This window comes from Pantoea sp. M_10 (genome assembly GCF_008631515.1).
Classification (GTDB): Bacteria; Pseudomonadota; Gammaproteobacteria; order Enterobacterales; family Enterobacteriaceae; genus Pantoea; species Pantoea anthophila.
Map to the genome: position 1 here is coordinate 15,434 of NZ_VWUL01000010.1, position 17,079 is coordinate 32,512.

At 56.4% G+C, this 17,079-nt stretch carries 15 protein-coding genes; 11 read left to right on the forward strand and 4 right to left on the reverse strand.

The annotated features are described in order from the left end of the window. The first annotated feature begins 21 nt into the window (after nt 1-21). From F3I47_RS20185 to F3I47_RS20195, 3 genes are read left to right on the forward strand one after another with little or no spacing between them, the layout of a single operon-like run. Complete coding sequence (locus tag F3I47_RS20185) at nt 22-1,392, forward strand: sucrose-specific PTS transporter subunit IIBC (RefSeq protein ID WP_150042101.1); 1,371 nt, start codon at nt 22-24, stop codon at nt 1,390-1,392. Then, a complete protein-coding gene (locus F3I47_RS20190) occupies nt 1,392-2,801 on the forward strand; it encodes a sucrose-6-phosphate hydrolase (RefSeq protein ID WP_150030332.1) in 1,410 nt (469 codons plus the stop codon). Before F3I47_RS20185 ends, F3I47_RS20190 begins: the two co-directional genes overlap by 1 nt. A 28-nt stretch (nt 2,802-2,829) precedes the next feature. Then, nucleotides 2,830-3,834: a substrate-binding domain-containing protein gene (locus tag F3I47_RS20195; RefSeq protein ID WP_150030333.1), complete on the forward strand. Its 1,005-nt coding sequence runs from the start codon at nt 2,830-2,832 to the stop codon at nt 3,832-3,834. Between the two features lie 37 nt (nt 3,835-3,871). On the opposite strand, the gene F3I47_RS20200 is transcribed toward F3I47_RS20195, so the two are convergent. The 3 genes from F3I47_RS20200 to F3I47_RS20210 all read right to left on the reverse strand — a co-directional run bounded on the left by F3I47_RS20200 (nt 3,872) and on the right by F3I47_RS20210 (nt 6,428). Then, a complete protein-coding gene (locus tag F3I47_RS20200; RefSeq protein WP_009093240.1) occupies nt 3,872-4,417 on the reverse strand; it encodes a chorismate mutase in 546 nt (181 codons plus the stop codon). 310 nt (nt 4,418-4,727) lie between these two features. Further along, nucleotides 4,728-5,894 carry a zinc-dependent alcohol dehydrogenase gene (locus F3I47_RS20205; RefSeq protein ID WP_046103058.1) on the reverse strand — a complete coding sequence of 389 codons (1,167 nt, stop codon included), beginning with the start codon at nt 5,892-5,894 and terminating at the stop codon, nt 4,728-4,730. Next, complete coding sequence (locus F3I47_RS20210; protein ID WP_150030334.1) at nt 5,895-6,428, reverse strand: SRPBCC family protein; 534 nt, start codon at nt 6,426-6,428, stop codon at nt 5,895-5,897. 229 nt (nt 6,429-6,657) lie between these two features. Here F3I47_RS20210 and F3I47_RS20215 point away from each other — a divergent pair, with 229 nt between their 5' ends. Then, on the forward strand, nt 6,658-6,897 hold the full coding sequence (locus F3I47_RS20215) for a hypothetical protein (protein ID WP_150030335.1): 240 nt from the start codon (nt 6,658-6,660) through the stop codon (nt 6,895-6,897). A gap of 2 nt (nt 6,898-6,899) precedes the next feature. Here the strand turns inward: F3I47_RS20215 and F3I47_RS20220 are convergent, their stop codons facing one another. Next, the gene (locus tag F3I47_RS20220) at nt 6,900-7,811 is read right to left on the reverse strand and encodes an N-acetyltransferase (RefSeq protein WP_150030336.1); all 912 of its coding nucleotides are present in this window, start codon (nt 7,809-7,811) and stop codon (nt 6,900-6,902) included. Between the two features lie 426 nt (nt 7,812-8,237). Here F3I47_RS20220 and F3I47_RS20225 point away from each other — a divergent pair, with 426 nt between their 5' ends. From F3I47_RS20225 to F3I47_RS20255, 7 genes are all read left to right on the forward strand, one after another. Then, nucleotides 8,238-8,447 carry a hypothetical protein gene (locus F3I47_RS20225; RefSeq protein ID WP_058958532.1) on the forward strand — a complete coding sequence of 70 codons (210 nt, stop codon included), beginning with the start codon at nt 8,238-8,240 and terminating at the stop codon, nt 8,445-8,447. Nucleotides 8,448-9,032: 585 nt separating this feature from the next. Then, nucleotides 9,033-9,986, forward strand: coding sequence for a hydroxyacid dehydrogenase (locus F3I47_RS20230; protein ID WP_150030337.1), 954 nt, complete (start codon nt 9,033-9,035; stop codon nt 9,984-9,986). A 10-nt stretch (nt 9,987-9,996) separates the two neighbouring features. Then, nucleotides 9,997-10,695 (forward strand): RraA family protein, encoded by a 699-nt coding sequence (locus tag F3I47_RS20235; RefSeq protein ID WP_150030338.1) that lies wholly within the window; start codon nt 9,997-9,999, stop codon nt 10,693-10,695. Nucleotides 10,696-10,757: 62 nt separating this feature from the next. Next, a complete protein-coding gene (locus F3I47_RS20240) occupies nt 10,758-12,155 on the forward strand; it encodes a DASS family sodium-coupled anion symporter (RefSeq protein WP_150030339.1) in 1,398 nt (465 codons plus the stop codon). A 13-nt stretch (nt 12,156-12,168) separates the two neighbouring features. Continuing rightward, complete coding sequence (locus tag F3I47_RS20245; RefSeq protein ID WP_150030340.1) at nt 12,169-13,332, forward strand: metallo-dependent hydrolase; 1,164 nt, start codon at nt 12,169-12,171, stop codon at nt 13,330-13,332. 136 nt (nt 13,333-13,468) lie between these two features. After that, nucleotides 13,469-15,349 (forward strand): sigma 54-interacting transcriptional regulator, encoded by a 1,881-nt coding sequence (locus F3I47_RS20250; RefSeq protein WP_150030341.1) that lies wholly within the window; start codon nt 13,469-13,471, stop codon nt 15,347-15,349. Between the two features lie 134 nt (nt 15,350-15,483). Further along, a complete protein-coding gene (locus F3I47_RS20255; protein ID WP_150030342.1) occupies nt 15,484-17,064 on the forward strand; it encodes a sensor domain-containing diguanylate cyclase in 1,581 nt (526 codons plus the stop codon). Nucleotides 17,065-17,079: the final 15 nt, after the last annotated feature.

Sequence of the window (17,079 nt, forward strand, 5' to 3'; positions counted from 1 at the left end):
CATAACAAGACAGAGGTATGTATGGACTATGTGAAGATTTCCCGGGCACTCCTGCCCCTGCTGGGTGGCAAAGCGAACATCGCCAGTGCTGCACACTGCGCTACCCGGCTGAGGCTGGTGCTGGCCGATGATGCGCTGGCGGACACCGCTGCCATTGGCCGGATTGAGGGGGTAAAGGGGTGCTTCCGCAATGCGGGACAGCTTCAGGTGATCTTTGGCACCGGCGTGGTGAACAAGGTGTATGCGGCGTTCATCGCCGAGGCGGGCATCAGCGAATCGAGCAAGTCGGAGGCGGCGGATATTGCGGCCCGTAAGCTCAACCCTTTCCAGCGAATCGCCCGTCTGTTGTCGAACATCTTTGTGCCGATCATTCCGGCCATTGTGGCGTCAGGCCTGCTGATGGGCCTGCTGGGGATGGTCAAAACCTACGGCTGGGTTAACCCGGAGAATGCGCTCTATATCATGCTCGATATGTGCAGCTCGGCGGCCTTTATTATCCTGCCGATCCTGATTGGCTTTACGGCGGCGCGCGAGTTTGGCGGTAATCCCTTTCTCGGCGCGACCCTCGGCGGCATCCTGACGCATCCGGCCCTGACTAACGCCTGGGGGGGGGCGTCGGGTTTCCACACCATGAACTTCTTTGGTTTTGAAGTGGCGATGATCGGCTATCAGGGGACGGTATTCCCGGTGCTGCTGGCCGTGTGGTTTATGAGCATGCTGGAAAAGCAGCTGCGCCGGGTTATTCCGGATGCCCTCGATCTGATCCTGACCCCGTTTCTGACGATGATCCTGTCCGGCTTCATTGCGCTGCTGATCATCGGTCCGGCCGGCCGTATGCTGGGTGATGGCATCTCCTTTGTGCTCAGCACCCTGATCGCACACGCAGGCTGGCTGGCAGGCCTGGTGTTCGGCGGACTCTATTCCGTGATCGTCATTACCGGTGTGCATCACAGCTTTCACGCTATCGAGGCGGGGCTGCTGGGTAACCCGTCCATCGGGGTAAACTTCCTGCTGCCTGTCTGGGCGATGGCGAATGTCGCTCAGGGCGGTGCCTGCCTGGCGGTGTGGTTTAAAACCCGCGATGCAAAAATCAAAGCGATTTCGCTGCCCTCCGCGTTCTCTGCGCTGCTGGGGATCACGGAAGCCGCGATCTTTGGTATTAACCTGCGGTTTATGAAACCTTTCATTGCCGGCCTGGTCGGGGGCGCGCTGGGGGGAGCCTGGGTGGTTTCGGTGCACGTCTACATGACCGCCGTCGGCCTGACCGGTCTGCCGGGCATGGCCATCGTGCAGGCCGGATCGCTGCTGAACTATATTATCGGTATCGCCATCGCCTTCATTTCGGCGTTTGTGATCTCTTACCTGCTCAAATATAAAACGGACGCGGAATAATGAGCGCATCAACACGTCTGGCCGCCATCCTGCAGGCGGTCATGCAGGGTATGCCCGCGGCGCTCAGCGACCGCCACTATCCCGGCTGGCATCTGGCACCGGTGACCGGGCTGCTCAACGATCCTAACGGCTTTATCCATTTTGACGGACACTATCATCTCTTTTACCAGTGGAACCCGCTGGGGTGTGCACATCAGCATAAGTGCTGGGGTCACTGGCGCTCAGCGGATCTGCTGCACTGGCAGCATCAGCCCATTGCCCTGATGCCTGATGAGGAGTATGACCGCAGCGGTTGTTACTCCGGCAGCGCAGTGGAGGAGAACGGCGTGCTGACGCTGATCTACACCGGTAACGTCAAATTTGAGGATGGCTCGCGCACCGCGTGGCAGTGCCTGGCGCAGCAGAACAGCGCAGGGGGATTCGACAAACTCGGCCCGGTCATTGCCGTGCCGGACGGCTACACCGGCCACGTCCGCGATCCTAAAGTGTGGCAGCACGAAAACCACTGGTACATGGTTCTGGCGGCGCAGACCACGAAGCGGCAGGGCAGGGTGCTGTTACTGCGTTCTGACGATCTGCGCGCGTGGCACTCTCTCGGCGAAATAGCGGGCAGCGAGCGGGGGGGACTGGGTGCTGCAGGCTACATGTGGGAATGCCCGGATATGTTCACGCTGGGCGACAGCACCTATCTGATCTGCTGTCCGCAGGGCGTGGCGCCGGAAGAAAAACGCTACCTGAACAGCCACGCCTGCGCCTGGCTGAGCGGCTCTCTGAATTATGAGCGGGCTGAATACACACACGGCCCGCTGAATGAAATGGATGCCGGGTTTGAATTTTATGCGCCGCAGACCACGCTTACTGCGGACGGCCGGCGTCTGCTGGTGGGCTGGATGGGCACGCCGGATGGCGAGGAGATGGCCCAGCCGACGGTCGCGCACCGCTGGATCCACCAGATGACCTGCCTGCGTGAACTGAGCTCACGCAACGGGCGGCTCTGTCAGCAGCCGGTTGCCGAACTGCAGGCGCTGCGCGAAGCGGAGCAGCACTATCAGGGTCGCGCTGATGACATGCCACCGATCGCCGCCGCGCGACTGGAGCTGATGCTGGAGAGTCAGGGAGATATCGAACTCAATTTTGCCGATACGCTGATCCTGTCGTGGCAGCAGGATGAACTGCGGCTTGCCCGTCGCAGTCTGGTTTCGGGCGAGTGGATCTTCCGCTACTGGACAGGGGCAGCCCGCCGGTTGCAGATCCTCTGCGACCACTCCAGCGTTGAGATCTTCATCAATGACGGGGAGGGCGTGATGAGCAGCCGCTATTTTCCGGACACGGCGGCGAAGCTCACCCTGCGCGGAGGCGCAGAACTGACGGCCCGCTACTGGTCGTTGCGTCGCTGCATGGTAGAATAATGGCCTGTTCCATCAACCGTGTCCTGCCGTGAGAAAAACCAAACGCGTTACCATCAGTGACATTGCCGGGCTGGCTGGCGTTTCAAAAGCCACTGCCAGCCTGGTGCTTAACGGCCGTGGCGAAGAGTTACGGGTGGCAAAGGAGACGCGTGAGCGGGTTCTGACGCTGGCCCGTGAACACCATTATCAGCCCAGCATCCACGCCCGGATGCTGCATGATGCCCGCAGCCACACGCTGGGGCTGGTGGTGCCGGAGATCACTAACCACGGTTTCGCCGCCTTTTCGCATGCGCTGGAAAACCTCTGCCGGGCAGCCGGTCTCCAGCTGCTGATCTCCTGTACCGATGAAAATGGTGCTCAGGAGAGGGTGGTCGTGAATAACCTGGTTGCCCGTCAGGTTGATGGGCTGATTGTCGCCTCCAGCATGCTGGATGACAGTGACTATGTCAGCCTCAGCGAACAGTTACCGGTACTGCTGTTTGATCGCCACATGAACAACACCGCGCTTCCCTGGGTGATCACCGACTCGGTCACCCCTACCGCCGATCTCGTTGAAAAACTGGCGCGCGCCTGTCCGGAAGAGATCTACTTCCTTGGCGGACAGTCGGCGCTGTCGCCCACCCAGGATCGTCTGTCGGGATTCCGGCAGGGGCTGGCGCGCGCGGGGGTGACCCTGCAGCCGGAGTGGATTATTCAGGGTAACTACCATCCCGGCAGCGGCTATGAGATGTTTTCGGCCTTGTGTGACCGGCTGGGACGTCCTCCTAAAGCGATGTTCACCGCCGCCTGTGGTCTGCTGGAAGGGGTGCTGCGCTACATGAGCGAGCATCACCTGCTGACCCGCGATATCCGCATCGCCAGTTTTGACGATCACTATCTGTATGATTCGCTCTCCATTCCGATCGATACGGTAGAGCAGAATGTCCCGGCGCTGGCGCAGGCCTGTTTCTCCATGCTGACCACCCTGATCCGGGGAGACGATCCCTCCGAGAGTCAGCTGGTCTTGCCGGCCACACTGCGGCTGCGCGGTTAACGGCCAGACGCGTTTCTGGCCGTTAACTCTCTAATCGCTAATGCCTGCGCTGAATGCGGGAAAGGGAGGTCACGAGGCTGTTTTTGTCCGCCTCACTGAGGTGGGGGGCCGCGAGCTGCGAGAGCAGCCAGGCTCTGTCGGCGTCAGCCAGGGTGCCTGCCATCAGCCGCTGACTGATCGCCGTCAGTAACTGTGTATCCAGCCGTTGTATCTGCTGCCGGGTCTCTGCCAGATCCGGAACAGCCTGCAGGCTATCCGGCGTGGAAAGCCAGTCAGCCCGATAGCGATACTGAATAGCTTTACTGGCATTCATCAGGGCGTGAATAAAAGGTTCCACCGATTCCGGCTCAAGTCCTTCCTGCTGCGCATTGTGCAGCATGTTCTCCAGTACCACCTGCTCCCGGGGCAGATCCTCCACGGGTAAATGATGCTGCGCTTTATAACCTGCCACGGCTTTCATGACCTGCATACGTTCATTCAGGGCGGTTGAAATGGCCCCGAGTGAGACGGAAGAGACCGACCCGGCGAAAACGTTGCTGCACATAAAGAGTGAGGAGAAAAAAATCGCTACAAACTGCGTCATTTGCCTGCTCCATGAGTGAAAGGTGGCACTAATTTATGCATGAAACGATAACGTAGTGTGATTAATATTTTTACAAAATGTGAATAATGGCGGTACCGGCAACATTCAGGCAGGTTATTCATTTAACATCGTTTTTTGGCTTTCAGGTTCATAAAAAATTCATATGATCCTGCCATCCTGATCGGTCGGCCTCCGCTCTGCTCAGGGGGAACGGGCTGCCATAAACGGATAATCTGACGTTGAGGTAAGCGCGGGGGACAAAGAGAAAAGGGCGGCTCAGCCGCCCGGATCGGTCAGGGGCATCCTGTTCTCAGGGAACAAAGACGGCACGAACACAGCCATCTTCTTTATGCTTAAACATCTCATAGCCGCGCGGCGCTTCTTCCAGTGGAAAGCGATGCGTCGCCATAAACGCCGGATTGAGTTCATTCTGCGCAACATGCTCCAGCAGCCTGTGCATATAGCGTTGCCCGTGCTGCTGGGCGGTGCGGATGGTCAGACTCTTGTTGATCATCAGCCCCAGCGGAAACTTATCCATCACGCCATACACGCCCAGGATAGCGATGTTGCCGCCTTTGCGGCAGCTGTAGAGTGCCTGACGCAGGGCGGCACCCACATCCGTTTCAAGATGCAGCATCTGTTTCGTCTTGTCGTAGACCTGACTTAAGCCTTCCCCCCTGGCCTCCATGCCGACCGCATCGATACAGCTGTCCGGGCCGCGGCCGCCGGTCAGTTCCAGCAGGGCTTCGTGGATATCGACCGAGGTGTAATCCAGCGCGATGCTGCCTGCAAAGTCCCGCGCCATCGCCAGCCGCTCAGGATAGCGATCAATACCGATGACCTGATGTGCACCCATCAGCCAGGCACTCTGCTGAGCCATCAGGCCGACGCCGCCACAGCCCCAGACCACCACCGTGTCACCCGGATGGATGTTGCAGAAATCGGCACCCATGTAGCCGGTTGGTGTCGCATCGGAGAGGAACAGCGCCTGCTCATCGGTGACACCGTCGGGAACGACAAAGCAGTCATTGTCGGCAAAGGGGACGCGGACATACTCCGCATGCGAGCCCGCATAGCCGCCAAAGGCATGGCTGTAAGCGTAAATTCCGCCGGTCGGATGGCCCAGCGCCGTCTCCCCTTTTTCCCACTGCGGATGTGTGTTGTCACAGCAGGAGGGGAGTTGTTGCTGGCAATACCAGCAGGAGCCGCAGGAGATGAATGAGGGTACGACCACCCGGTCACCGCGGCGGATATTTTTCACCGCGCTGCCGACCTCGACGACCTCGCCCATAAATTCATGGCCCAGGATATCTCCCTCGCGCATCGTCGGGATCAGACCGTCAATGACGTGGAGATCGGAGCCGCAGGTCGTGGTAAGCCTGACCCGTATGATGGCATCATGAGGGTTAATCAGACCAGGATCGGCCACCGTTTCAACGCTGAGATCGTTGACGCCATTCCAGCAGAGTGCGCGCATCTATTTCTCCTTATCCTTACGGCTGGCATGGCGGCCCGCAGGCTGCCCCTCCAGCGTGGGAATTTCACCGGTTTCAGCCAGGCTCTTGAAGCGATGTAACGCTTTGCTGGCCACCTCTTTCGGCAGCAGATCGAATAACGTGGTCACCTTTTTCCCCAGTGCCCCGCCCGGTGGGGTGAACTGCAGCGTCAGGGCCAGTTCGGTCCCCCATTCACCCGGCGCGGGGCGAAAACGTAGTTCACCTTCGTTAGGAATGTCCGCGCCGTCCAGCGAACGCCAGGCGATGACTTCGCCCGGGTGCGCTTCAACAATCCGGCTTTCCCAGCGGTAATGCCTGCCGAGAGGCCCTTCAACCTGCCAGTGTGCATCGCTTTTATTCACCGGTGTCACGCTGGCGAAGTGGCTCATAATCCGGGGCAGGGTATCCGGCTCAAGCCACAGGGCAAAAAGCTCGGTTGCGGGAAGGCCGATCGTTATCCAGCGCCGGAGCGTGAGGGTATTGTCACTGGTCGTTGTCTCAGATGTGGTTGTCAAAGCGTCCTCCGGGAGTTCTCAGTGGAACGGGATTACAAGATTTGAGTTAAGGACAGTGCGGGGGATTATGCGAGCGAAGCCGCGTCAGTCAGATCAAAGCTGCAATCTCAGAAAGAGGTTAGGATGCCTGCCGGATAGCCAGTGCAGAGACGCACTCTGGCATGCCGGAACAGAGACCTGGCGCCGCCGGGAGGGACATTTACAGCAGCAAAAAGAGGGAGATAGGGCCGTGAGTAACCTGTTTTCCGCGAACAAAAACGTCGCGGAATATGTGAGAAAGCTGGAGAAGCAGGCAGCCAGCCGCTCAGAAGCGAACTGGCATGAAGGACTGAAAGTTAGCACCAAAAGCGCGCTGGAAAAAATCAATGCGGCTTATGAGGCTAACCTGATCGGTGCTGAAGAGAGCCTGAGTCTGAAGCAGCGGGTTTACCGGCTGCAGGATAAGCTGATTGCGCTCGCCTTGTGGTGACCTCAGCAGATCAGACCGCCTGTACGTAAATCGGCGGGGGTAAAAAACTGATACTTCAGCACGCAGCGTCGTCCGGCATTGCAGGCCGTTCGCAAAGAAGGAAGGTTGCCTGGCAGAATCGTGCCGGTCAGCAGCGCGCGCTCGTCATGGTGCAGATGAAGCTGCCGCAGCAAAAGCCGCTGCGCGCTCGCGGCAAGCCCCCGGCCCTGACAGGCAGGGATAATAACTTCATCCATAATCTGGAAGCCTTCAATAAACGCCGTTTGCCGTGGCACACAAATAATCAGTCCAGCCATCCTCTCCTGCCAGACAATCAGACGGACGTGCCCGTCAGCGATATCATCCCGTAACTCCTGCCTGCTGGTAGCCTGTAACTGATCGCGGAGATGCGGCAGGGTCTGCCTGCTGACGCGATAGGCGTGATGGATCGCCGCGAGACAGGCGGGATAATCGCGCCGGCTGGCGGTGACCAGAGACAGTTCGCCTGTGACAGGTTCCGGCAGCGAAGCGGGATCGCTGAGGAAAAGCAGCTGGTCAGTAAAGCCGATTTCAGCGTGAGTCACAGGCAACAGGACCCGCAGCCTGAGCGGATTCAACACCTGCCACGCCCGCATGATGGCGTCAGCCGCCGCATAATCCAGCGCGCCATCACGTGCGATGACATCAATGAAGGGCTGAGCCAGTTCTCCTCCCAGATAGCGCGGCCCGGTGAGATAGCGCTGGCCGTTTATCGTCAGTTCCCGCTGCAAAAAGGTGTGCTGGGGCAGGCCGGTTTCGCGCCAGGGAAACGCGGCGGAAAAGTGATGATCGTGGCAGCGACTCTGCTCCCGGGCCAGCCAGCGGGCAAGCCAGGCGCTGAGACAGTCCGGCGAGACAGGAACAGTACGGTAGAGCGACACCATATAATCCAGCATAAGAGTCCTTATTGCCTGCCGTAAGGGAACGTCTGAGCCGTGCCGGTTTGCAGAGAAGGCTGCTGAGAGTGTAACGATATGCTCTGTTTTTGACCATCCCGACAGCATCGGTGACGCTCTGCCCGAGCGGGCGCGCATCTGAAGCCGGAACGGCAGACCAAAAAAAATGCGCGGATGAGCGTGTTATCTGTGCTGTCGTCAATCGCGACAAGGGGCGTCTATTCACATCCGGCCCTTTAACGCCTGCATCGTCAAATTAATTGATGTTATAAGGCTTATTTGCCCAAAAAGAGACAACAAAAACCGTTATCTGATCTTTTACGTAAATATTACAGATTCAGATAATCGGCGGGCGGATCCTGCATTATGCTTTAAAGGCTATTCCATAATTATAAAGCGTGCCTTTTTTACACAGCAGGGGGTTCCATGGTTCATATTGATTTATGCACCAAAGAGGGCGTGATGAAAGCTTATGCTTTTCAGACGCCCATGCAGGCGATGAGCCTGGTAGAGAAAATAAAAGATGATGAGTTTCAGTGGTTTAATCTTGAGTGGGATGGGCAGCGTTTTACATGTCCCTACCATTTTATTAAAAGACTCAGCAGCCGTTCTTATATTAAGTCATTCTGGCGTTAACGTAACCTGATTGATGACGTTATCACGCTCTCGCCAGCCAGTACCGTTCATCTGTATCTGAAAAAATGATGGGTGGGGCAGAAATAGCCCCATCCGTTTTTCAACGAAGCGCCTGTCATCAGCGCTCAAAAAAGTTGAACGGAATGAAAATTTTTATCTGTCACCTCTGAGCGCAGTCCGGAACGAAAAACCTTTCCTATTTCATTATTGCAGGAAAAAGAGATCTTTATTTTTTTCCTGTTGTCGGTGGTCTGGAAATAACATTAACAGCGTTATATTTTATCCCTTCATTAATCTGATCTACCTTCTTTTAACCAGTCAGAAAAAACATGAAAATTTAATTAACCAGATATTAACGTAGTGGTTATTTCATATTGAAATTTTTTCTTTTCACTCTGAAATGTGCTTATTTTTCCATCGCGCAGGGTGAGACTGTTGTCACTCTTTTAAAGCGGCGTGTCAGCTAACATTAAAATAAAAAATTATTATTTTTCATGATTTTAATTATTTTCTTTTGTCTGTCTGTTTCATTCTGGCATGACCTCTGCAACAGCCGGGGAAAGAAACCACAAGGGAGTACCTTAAATGAGCTATAAAATTCTGCTTCCGCAGGAGATCATGAAGGAAGGGCGGGACTATCTGGAGAGTCGTGGCTACGAACTCATTACCGGTTCCGGCATGGAAGAGGAGGATATCATTCGCGATATCGCTGACTGTGACGGAATTATTGTTCGACTTTCAAAAATGTCTGAGCGCGTATTTGCCGCAGCAAAAAAATTAAAAGTGGTTGCACGCCATGGCGCAGGCTATGACACCGTTGACTTAGAGGCGGCAAAACGCCACGGCGTCACGGTTCTTAATGCGCCTGTCGCCAACAGTATGTCCGTGGCTGAACTGGCGCTTTTCTTCATGCTGCACTGCTCACGTAACTTCCGTCTCGTCGAAGAGAAAATGCTGGAAGATTATTATTGGGCAAAACTGCGCACGCCAAAAGTTGAGCTGGACGGGAAAACCCTGGGCCTTATCGGCGTCGGCAATATTGGTTCACGCGTAGCCATGAAGGCGCTGCATGGCTTCAACATGAAAGTCATTGCTTTTGACCCCTACAAAACAGCTGCTCAGCTGCCGGACGGTGTTGAGTTAACTCAGGATTTTGACCGGATTTTCCGGGAGAGTGATTTTGTTTCGCTGCACTGCCCGGCGACAGAAGAGACCTTTGACTTTGTCGGTGAAAAGCAGTTTTCACTGATGAAGCCAGAGGCTTACTTCATCAATACCGCACGCGGCAAGCTGGTCGATGAAAAAGCGCTGTATCACGCGCTGTCGACCTCTCAGATTGCCGGAGCCGGGCTGGATGTCCTGAAGAAAGAGCCGTTCGATCCCGCCGATCCCATTTTTGCACTGAGTAACGTCGTAATTGCCCCCCATATTGGTGCCGCTACGAAAGAAGCCACGGACCGTGCCTCGCTGCATTCCGCCATCGGCATTGATGAAGTGTTATCGGGCAAAAAACCATCCTGGCCGGTGCCGGGCTTTTAAGGAGAAGCGTATGTCTATTGGTAACCGTATTTTCACACAGCGTCCCGCTTTTGACGTGGCGTTACTCGAAGCCTATCAGCAGCTGCCTGTGGCCAACATTGCTGACACCATGAACCGGATTGCTGTACTCGGTAACGGCATCAGGCGCATCTCTTCACCGGCCAGACCTGTCATGGCGGGCTATGCCATTACCGTGAAGGCGCGCGCCGGTGACAATCTGATGCTGCATGCGGCGCTGGATATGGCAACAGAAAACGATGTCATCGTGGTCTCTAACGAAGGCGATCGGTCCCGTGCACTGATGGGGGAGATCATGATCGCTTACGCTCACTACGATCGCAAAATTGCCGGCATCGTGCTGGATGGGCCTGTCCGGGATATTGATGCCCTCTCGGTGCTCGATTTCCCCATTTTCGCCACGGGTTCAAACCCCGCCGGTCCGTTTAAAGAGGGACCGGGAGAGGTTAATACCCCCATCGCCGTCGGCGGTGTCGCGGTGTGTCCGGGGGATTTGATCGTGGGCGATGCAGACGGGGTGATAGTCGTCCCGCTGAGCGATGCCGCGGCGCTGCTCGAAAAAGCGACGGAATACGCCAGTTTTGACGCCGGTAAAGTTGCCGCAGCGAAGCGTGGCACCGCGAACCGGGCATGGGTCAGAAAAGCATTAGATGAAAAAGGCGTTGAGTTCATCGACGACGTTTACCGCTAATTCTTAAAAATAATGAAAAGCCGCGTCCCGGCGCGCGGCTGCTAAGCAGAGGTAATATCATCATGCTTTATCTGAAGCTCTTACCCATCCTTTTTTTCCCCGTTCTGTTCTGGATGATCCCGCCCCCGGAAAGCCTCTCCGCCCAGACCTGGCACTTAGTCGGTATCTATCTGGCGATGCTGTGCGGTCTGGTTCTGCGTCCGTTCACCGACGCCGTGATTATGCTGATTATTCTGGGCTTCGCGTCACTGTTCATTGCGCCTGGCCCGCTGTTTGCCGGATTTGGCAGCCCGATGGTCTGGTTTATCATCAGTGCCTTTATCATCTGCAAAGCCTTCGTGATCACCGGCTTAGGTAAACGTATCGCTTACCTGCTACTTCAGCGCTATGGCAAAAATACGCTGACACTGGGTTACCTGATGATGGTAACCGACACGGTGCTGGCACCGGCCACAGGCTCAAACATGTCGCGTTCCGGCGGCATCACCTATCCCATTTTCCGCAACATCGCCGAAGCACTGGGATCAACGCCCGATAAGGGCAGTCGCAGGATTGGCGCTTATCTCACGATTCTGATGTATGTCGTCTCGATGGGCACCTCCAGCCTGTTCCTGACCGGGATGGCAACCAACTCGATTACCGTCTCGCTGGCGAATGAGATCATGAATGTGAATCTCAGCTGGATGGTCTGGTTTAAGGCTGCCATCCTGCCGGCGGGACTGGTGCTGCTGGCGGCCCCCTGGATCCTCTATAAACTCTATGCGCCTGAACTGAAGAGCATCGATAACGTCAATGACATTGCCATTCAGGGATTGCACGAGCTGGGCCCGGTAAAGCGTGAAGAGAAACTGCTGATGGTCTTCTTTGTGCTGGGTATTCTCGGCTGGATGACCGGCTCTTTAACGGGGATCCCCTTCATTCCGGTGGGGCTGGCATTCCTGGCCTGTCTGCTGCTGTCCGGCGTACTGAACTGGAATGATGTAGCCAGTGAAAAATCGGCCTGGCAGACCTTTGTCTGGTACGGTGCGTTTTACGGTTGTGCGGTCGCGCTCTCTAAAGGCGGTTTCTATGTCTTTCTGGTCGACGTGATCAAAAACTATCTGGACCTGTCGCAACTCAGCGAAATCAGTGCCCTTGGCGTACTGGTTTTTATCAGCCTCGCGGTGCGTTACTTCTTCGTTTCTAACAGTGCCTTTGTGGTCTCTTTCTATCCGGTGTTATTCACGCTGGGCATGACCACGCAGGCCCACCCGATGTACATCGCACTGTCACTGGCCTTCTCTGCCGGGTATGGCGCACTCCTGACCCATTACGGCAACGGCGCGGGTGTCTTCACCTTCTCAAGTGGGTATGTCCCGCAAAAAACCTTCTGGTTACTGGGTAGCGCCATGGTGCTGGTCAACGTGCTGGTCTTTTTTCTCATAGGGATCCCCTACTGGAAAATGATCGGTATTGGATAAAGGAAAAAGCAAAATGAAACTGGATATTCTGATTAAAAATGGCCGGGTAGTGGACCCGGAACGCGCCATCTTCCTTGACCAGAGCGTTGGGGTGGCAGGCAACCGTATCGTCGATCTGCAGTCGGTTGACAACCCGGAGGCGGAAACCGTCATCGACGCGGCGGGCTGCCTGGTGCTACCGGGCCTGATTGACTTTCATGCCCACGTTTTTCATGGGGGCACAGCTATCAGCGTTAACCCCGATGTGATCGGCCTGCCCAATGGCGTGACCGGGGTGGTGGATGCGGGCAGCAGCGGCTGGGTGAACTACGGACTGTTCCGTAACAGCGTCATCAACACGGCGCAGACGCGGATAAAAAGCTATCTGAACGTCGTCAATGTCGGCCTCTCCACGCTGGGCGGCGGGCCGACCGGGTATCTGGAGAATACCAACCCGGCCAACTTCAACGTGGAAAAGATTGCCCGGACGGTAAATGAACATCGCGACAATATTCTCGGTCTGAAGCTGCGTTACAGCCAGGATATCGCCAGGGGACGTCACTTCAGTGGCGATCCCTTCTTCGCCACCGTGGAACTGGCCCGTCAGCTGAACACCGGGCTGTGCGTGCATGTGACAGATTCGCGTCTGCCCGCCGATGAACTGATTACGCATTTCCAGGCTGATGATATCTTCGCGCACTGTTTCCACGGCACCGGCCATGCCATCCTGCAGGCCAACGGCGAGCTCTTTCCGGACATCAAAGCGGCCAGGGATCGCGGCGTCATTTTCGACTGTTCGAATGGTGTGGCGCACTTCGACTTTGCCGTGGCGCGCAAGGCGATGGAGCAGGGGTTTAATCCGGACATCATCAGCACCGATCTCACCCTGCGAAATAGCCTGCGCACCGATAAGGTCTTCAGTCTGCCCTTTATTATGTCCAAGTACCTGAACATGGGAATGTCACTGTTCGATGTGGTTCGCGCCGTCACCACCACGCCTGCACGCCTGATGAAAATGCAGGGCGAGGCAGGCACGCTGGCTTCCGGCGCCTTTGCCGATATCGCTATCGTGAAACTGCGGCAGGAGAAGGTGGTGTTTGAAGACACCCGGGGTGAACGCTTAACGGGCGATCACTATCTCGACAACTGTGCGACCATCAGCAATGGACAGATTGTCTATCGTCGCCAGCGTTTCTGATTGAGAATCCCGCCCATAAAAATCTGCCTGCGTATTGCCCTGCGCAGGCGTTGTTCGTTTCGTCACGCGGCATCGGTTGCTGTCAGCGTGACGAAAGTTGCCGCTTTTCCGGTAAAACGATGGCGCAGAATGGCCTATGAAAAACAACGAAATTGCGATCCTCTCGGTGTCACAAACCATCACGCAACGCATCTCGAATGTCCTGCTTGAGAAAAAGATCGATATTCCGGTTTACGAATATCGCTATTTTGACGTGGTTGAAAAAGCGCAGCAGCTGATTCAGGGAGGAACCCGCATCCTCATCAGTCGGGGTGGCACCGCGGCACTGCTTCGGAATAACGTGGCAGTTCCGGTCATTGAAATCGCCCACGACCTGCACGGCATATTTCGTATCCTGATGGAAGCGCGCAAGAAGTCACAAAAAATCGCCGCAGTCGGGTTTCCGCAGTTCTGCCATGTTCTTCGTCATTACCAGAACATGACGCATGAAGAGTTCAAAATCTGTCAGGTCTACAACCACTATGACATTGATAACGTCGTCAAAAATCTGGCAGATAATGATTATGATCTGGTGATTGGCGGCCTGACCGTCGCGGAAATGGCCAGAAAGTACGATCTGAAGGTCATCATGGGGGACACCGATAATATCGCTATCGAGCAGGCTCTCGATGTCGCGGCGAGCACGCTGAAATATATCAACAGGGAGAGCACGAAGCTGGCGATGGCCTGGTCAGCCCTCAATCAGTCGCGGGAAGGGATCCTGTGGCTGGATCAGTCCGGGGAAGTCATCAATATCAACGCCCGGGGTTTGTCGCTTTTTCCCTGCCGGATCGGGGATAAGATTTTAAAAAACGACGCGTTTAAAACGCTGTTCAGCAGCATCATCAATGAGCGGGATATCACCGACGAGGTGCATGAGATCAAGGGCGACGCCCTCCGGCTGACGGTGAAACATATCCCCGGTCAGCAAAATTTTTATACCCTCATAACCGCCGTCAGAGCGGGACAGCACGAGGGATGCGCTCCGGTTCCGGCGAGAAAGCCTGCAGGCAGCAGCTTCACCACGGTTTACACCTTTTCGGACATCGTGGGCCGCTCGCCTGAGATGGTGTCTGTGATTGAGCAGGCCAGACTTTATGCGGCTCACGATCTGCCGGTGAATATTCTCGGGGAGACGGGCACGGGCAAAGAGCTGTTTGCCCAGAGTATTCATCACGCCAGTGCGCGCAGCGCGGGGCCTTTTATTGCGCTTAACTGCGCGGCAATCCCGGAGTCCCTGCTGGAAAGTGAACTGTTCGGCTACGCTGACGGGGCGTTTACCAGTGCCCGGCGGGGCGGCAAACCCGGTATTTTCGAAATGGCGATGAACGGCACGGTGTTTATCGACGAAATCAGCGAAGCCCCGCCCGCCGTGCAGATCAAATTGCTGCGTATTCTGCAGGAAAAACGGTTCAGCCGGGTAGGGGGCGAGGGGCTCATCACCGCCAGTTTCCGCCTGATCACCGCCAGTAACAAAGATCTGGGTCAGATGGTGGCCGCAGGACAGTTCCGCCAGGATCTCTTTTACCGCATTAATATTCTGGAGCTGCGGCTGCCGGCGCTGAGAGCGCGCCGGGGCGACATTATGCTGATTGTCGACGCGCTGCTGGCCAGCCAGAACCGGACACTGACGTTTAGCGACGAAGCGGTTGCCCTGCTCAATAATGCGGCGTGGCCGGGCAATATCCGTGAGCTGAAAGCCGCTATCCTGCGGCTGGTGGTGCTGCATAAGAGCAGCACAGTCGATGCCGATGCATTGCAGTCACTCTGCCACCTTTCTTCAGCTGCCGGTGAGCGTGAGGTGCCACCCTGCACGCTCAGTGACGAGGTGAATTTACTGGAGAAGCAGGAGAGGAAACTGATTGCGTCGGTGATCAACAGAACCGGTGGCGATCGCGCCCGGGCCGCCGTGATGCTGGGCATCAGTCCCACCACCCTGTGGCGAAAGATGAAGCGATATGGACTGAACTCTGACTGACCGGCGTGCGCGCTGTCGGGCAGCGCCGGAACGTTAATCATTCGGAAGGAGAGGGAAATCATCTTCTTTTCTCCCCTTCAGCCGTGCCATCAACAGTTACACTATAGGGATACTTACTCCGGATTCCGACTGCAATGCCCCACGAAAAAATACGTCTTCGCTCCCTGCTGACGCTGCTTTCCATTGGCGGCGTCATCCTGACCTCCGGTCTGCTGCTGGGGGCGCTGCTGCTGTTTCAGAAGGCCAATATTGAAGACAGCCTGCTTGAGGGGAACATTGCCTATGCCCGCAAACTGGCGGATACCACCGATCGTTATCTGGGGACAGCGCAGCGCGAACTGGCGTGGAGTGCGTCGCAGATCAGGGACCTCGGCGATCTGACGCAGCTGAAAAGCGAAACCGATCGCCTGCGGATGCAGTCGGGCTTTTTCAACTCGGTCGTGGTCGTGAATCATGACGCTGTTATTGCCGCAACTTCACCGGAAAGTCTGAAACTGGTTGGCGTAAAACTCCACTCGGCGGCCAGCCTGCAGGCGATTTCCACCAAAAAGCCCTTTATCTCCGCGCCGTTCACCTCTGCCGCCGGTAACTATGTGCTGTTTTTATCCCAGCCGCTGTTCAGCGCCGATGGCCGCTACCTGGGCTACATAGGCGGCACGATCTATCTCAAAAAACAGAGCATGCTGAGCGACATCCTGAGCCAGCATTTTTATACCAAAGGCTCTACGGTGAGCGTGGTCAGCAATGAAGGTCTGATCATCTTCAGTCACGACCCGGCACAGGTCGGCACGAAAATGCAGCTGAGCCAGGCGCTGCAGAAGCGGCTTGAGGATACGGAGAGCGGGCATTTCACGCTGGAAAACGACGGTCGTCACTATCTGATCGGCTATGGCACACTGCACAAAACCGGCTGGAACGTGTTTATTACCGGCACCTCAGAAACGGTCAGGCACCTGCTGATGCGCACGGCGGAAAACGCTATCTGGTTCACGCTGGGCATTATCGTGCTGACCGCGGCGATTATTGCTTTTCTGGCGGGACGCATCGCCTCTCCGCTTGAGAAGCTGGCGGACAGAGTCCGCAACGGCGGCAGCGAAGCGCAGGCGGAATCTCTCTCCTCGGTCAAAACCTGGTATTACGAAGCCGACCGGCTCCGGGAAGCGGTGCAGGAGCATCGTCACGCCGTCGCCGGACATCTGGCGGCACTGAACGATGAAGCGATGACTGACCCCCTGACCGGACTCTGCAACCGGCGCGGATTCTCGGCGCTGGCGGCGCAGAGTGACAACGACCATGAACAGTGCGTGATCGCCATCGATATCGACCATTTCAAAAAGATCAATGACTGGTACGGACACGATGCGGGCGATGCGGTGCTGGTAAGTCTGGCGGCACTGCTGCGTCAGGCCAGTCGTACGGGGGATATTGTCAGCCGGTTTGGGGGAGAAGAGTTTATTCTGCTGCTGCCGGAGACGTCGCTACCGGACGCCGCCCGCACGGCGGAACGTATCCGTGAGAGCGTCAGCGCCACCCTGTTTCCGTTTGTCGGGACGATGACGATATCCGCAGGCGTCGCGTCGCGGGATCACCACAGCGAACGCGAAGCGCTGTTGCGGCGTGCGGATGAAGCGCTCTATGAGGCAAAAGGCGCCGGACGCAATACCGTCGTGATTGCCGGATCGGCGGGATTCAGCGTGTTTGATCCGGCCCGGTAGAGGGCTGACGCTGGC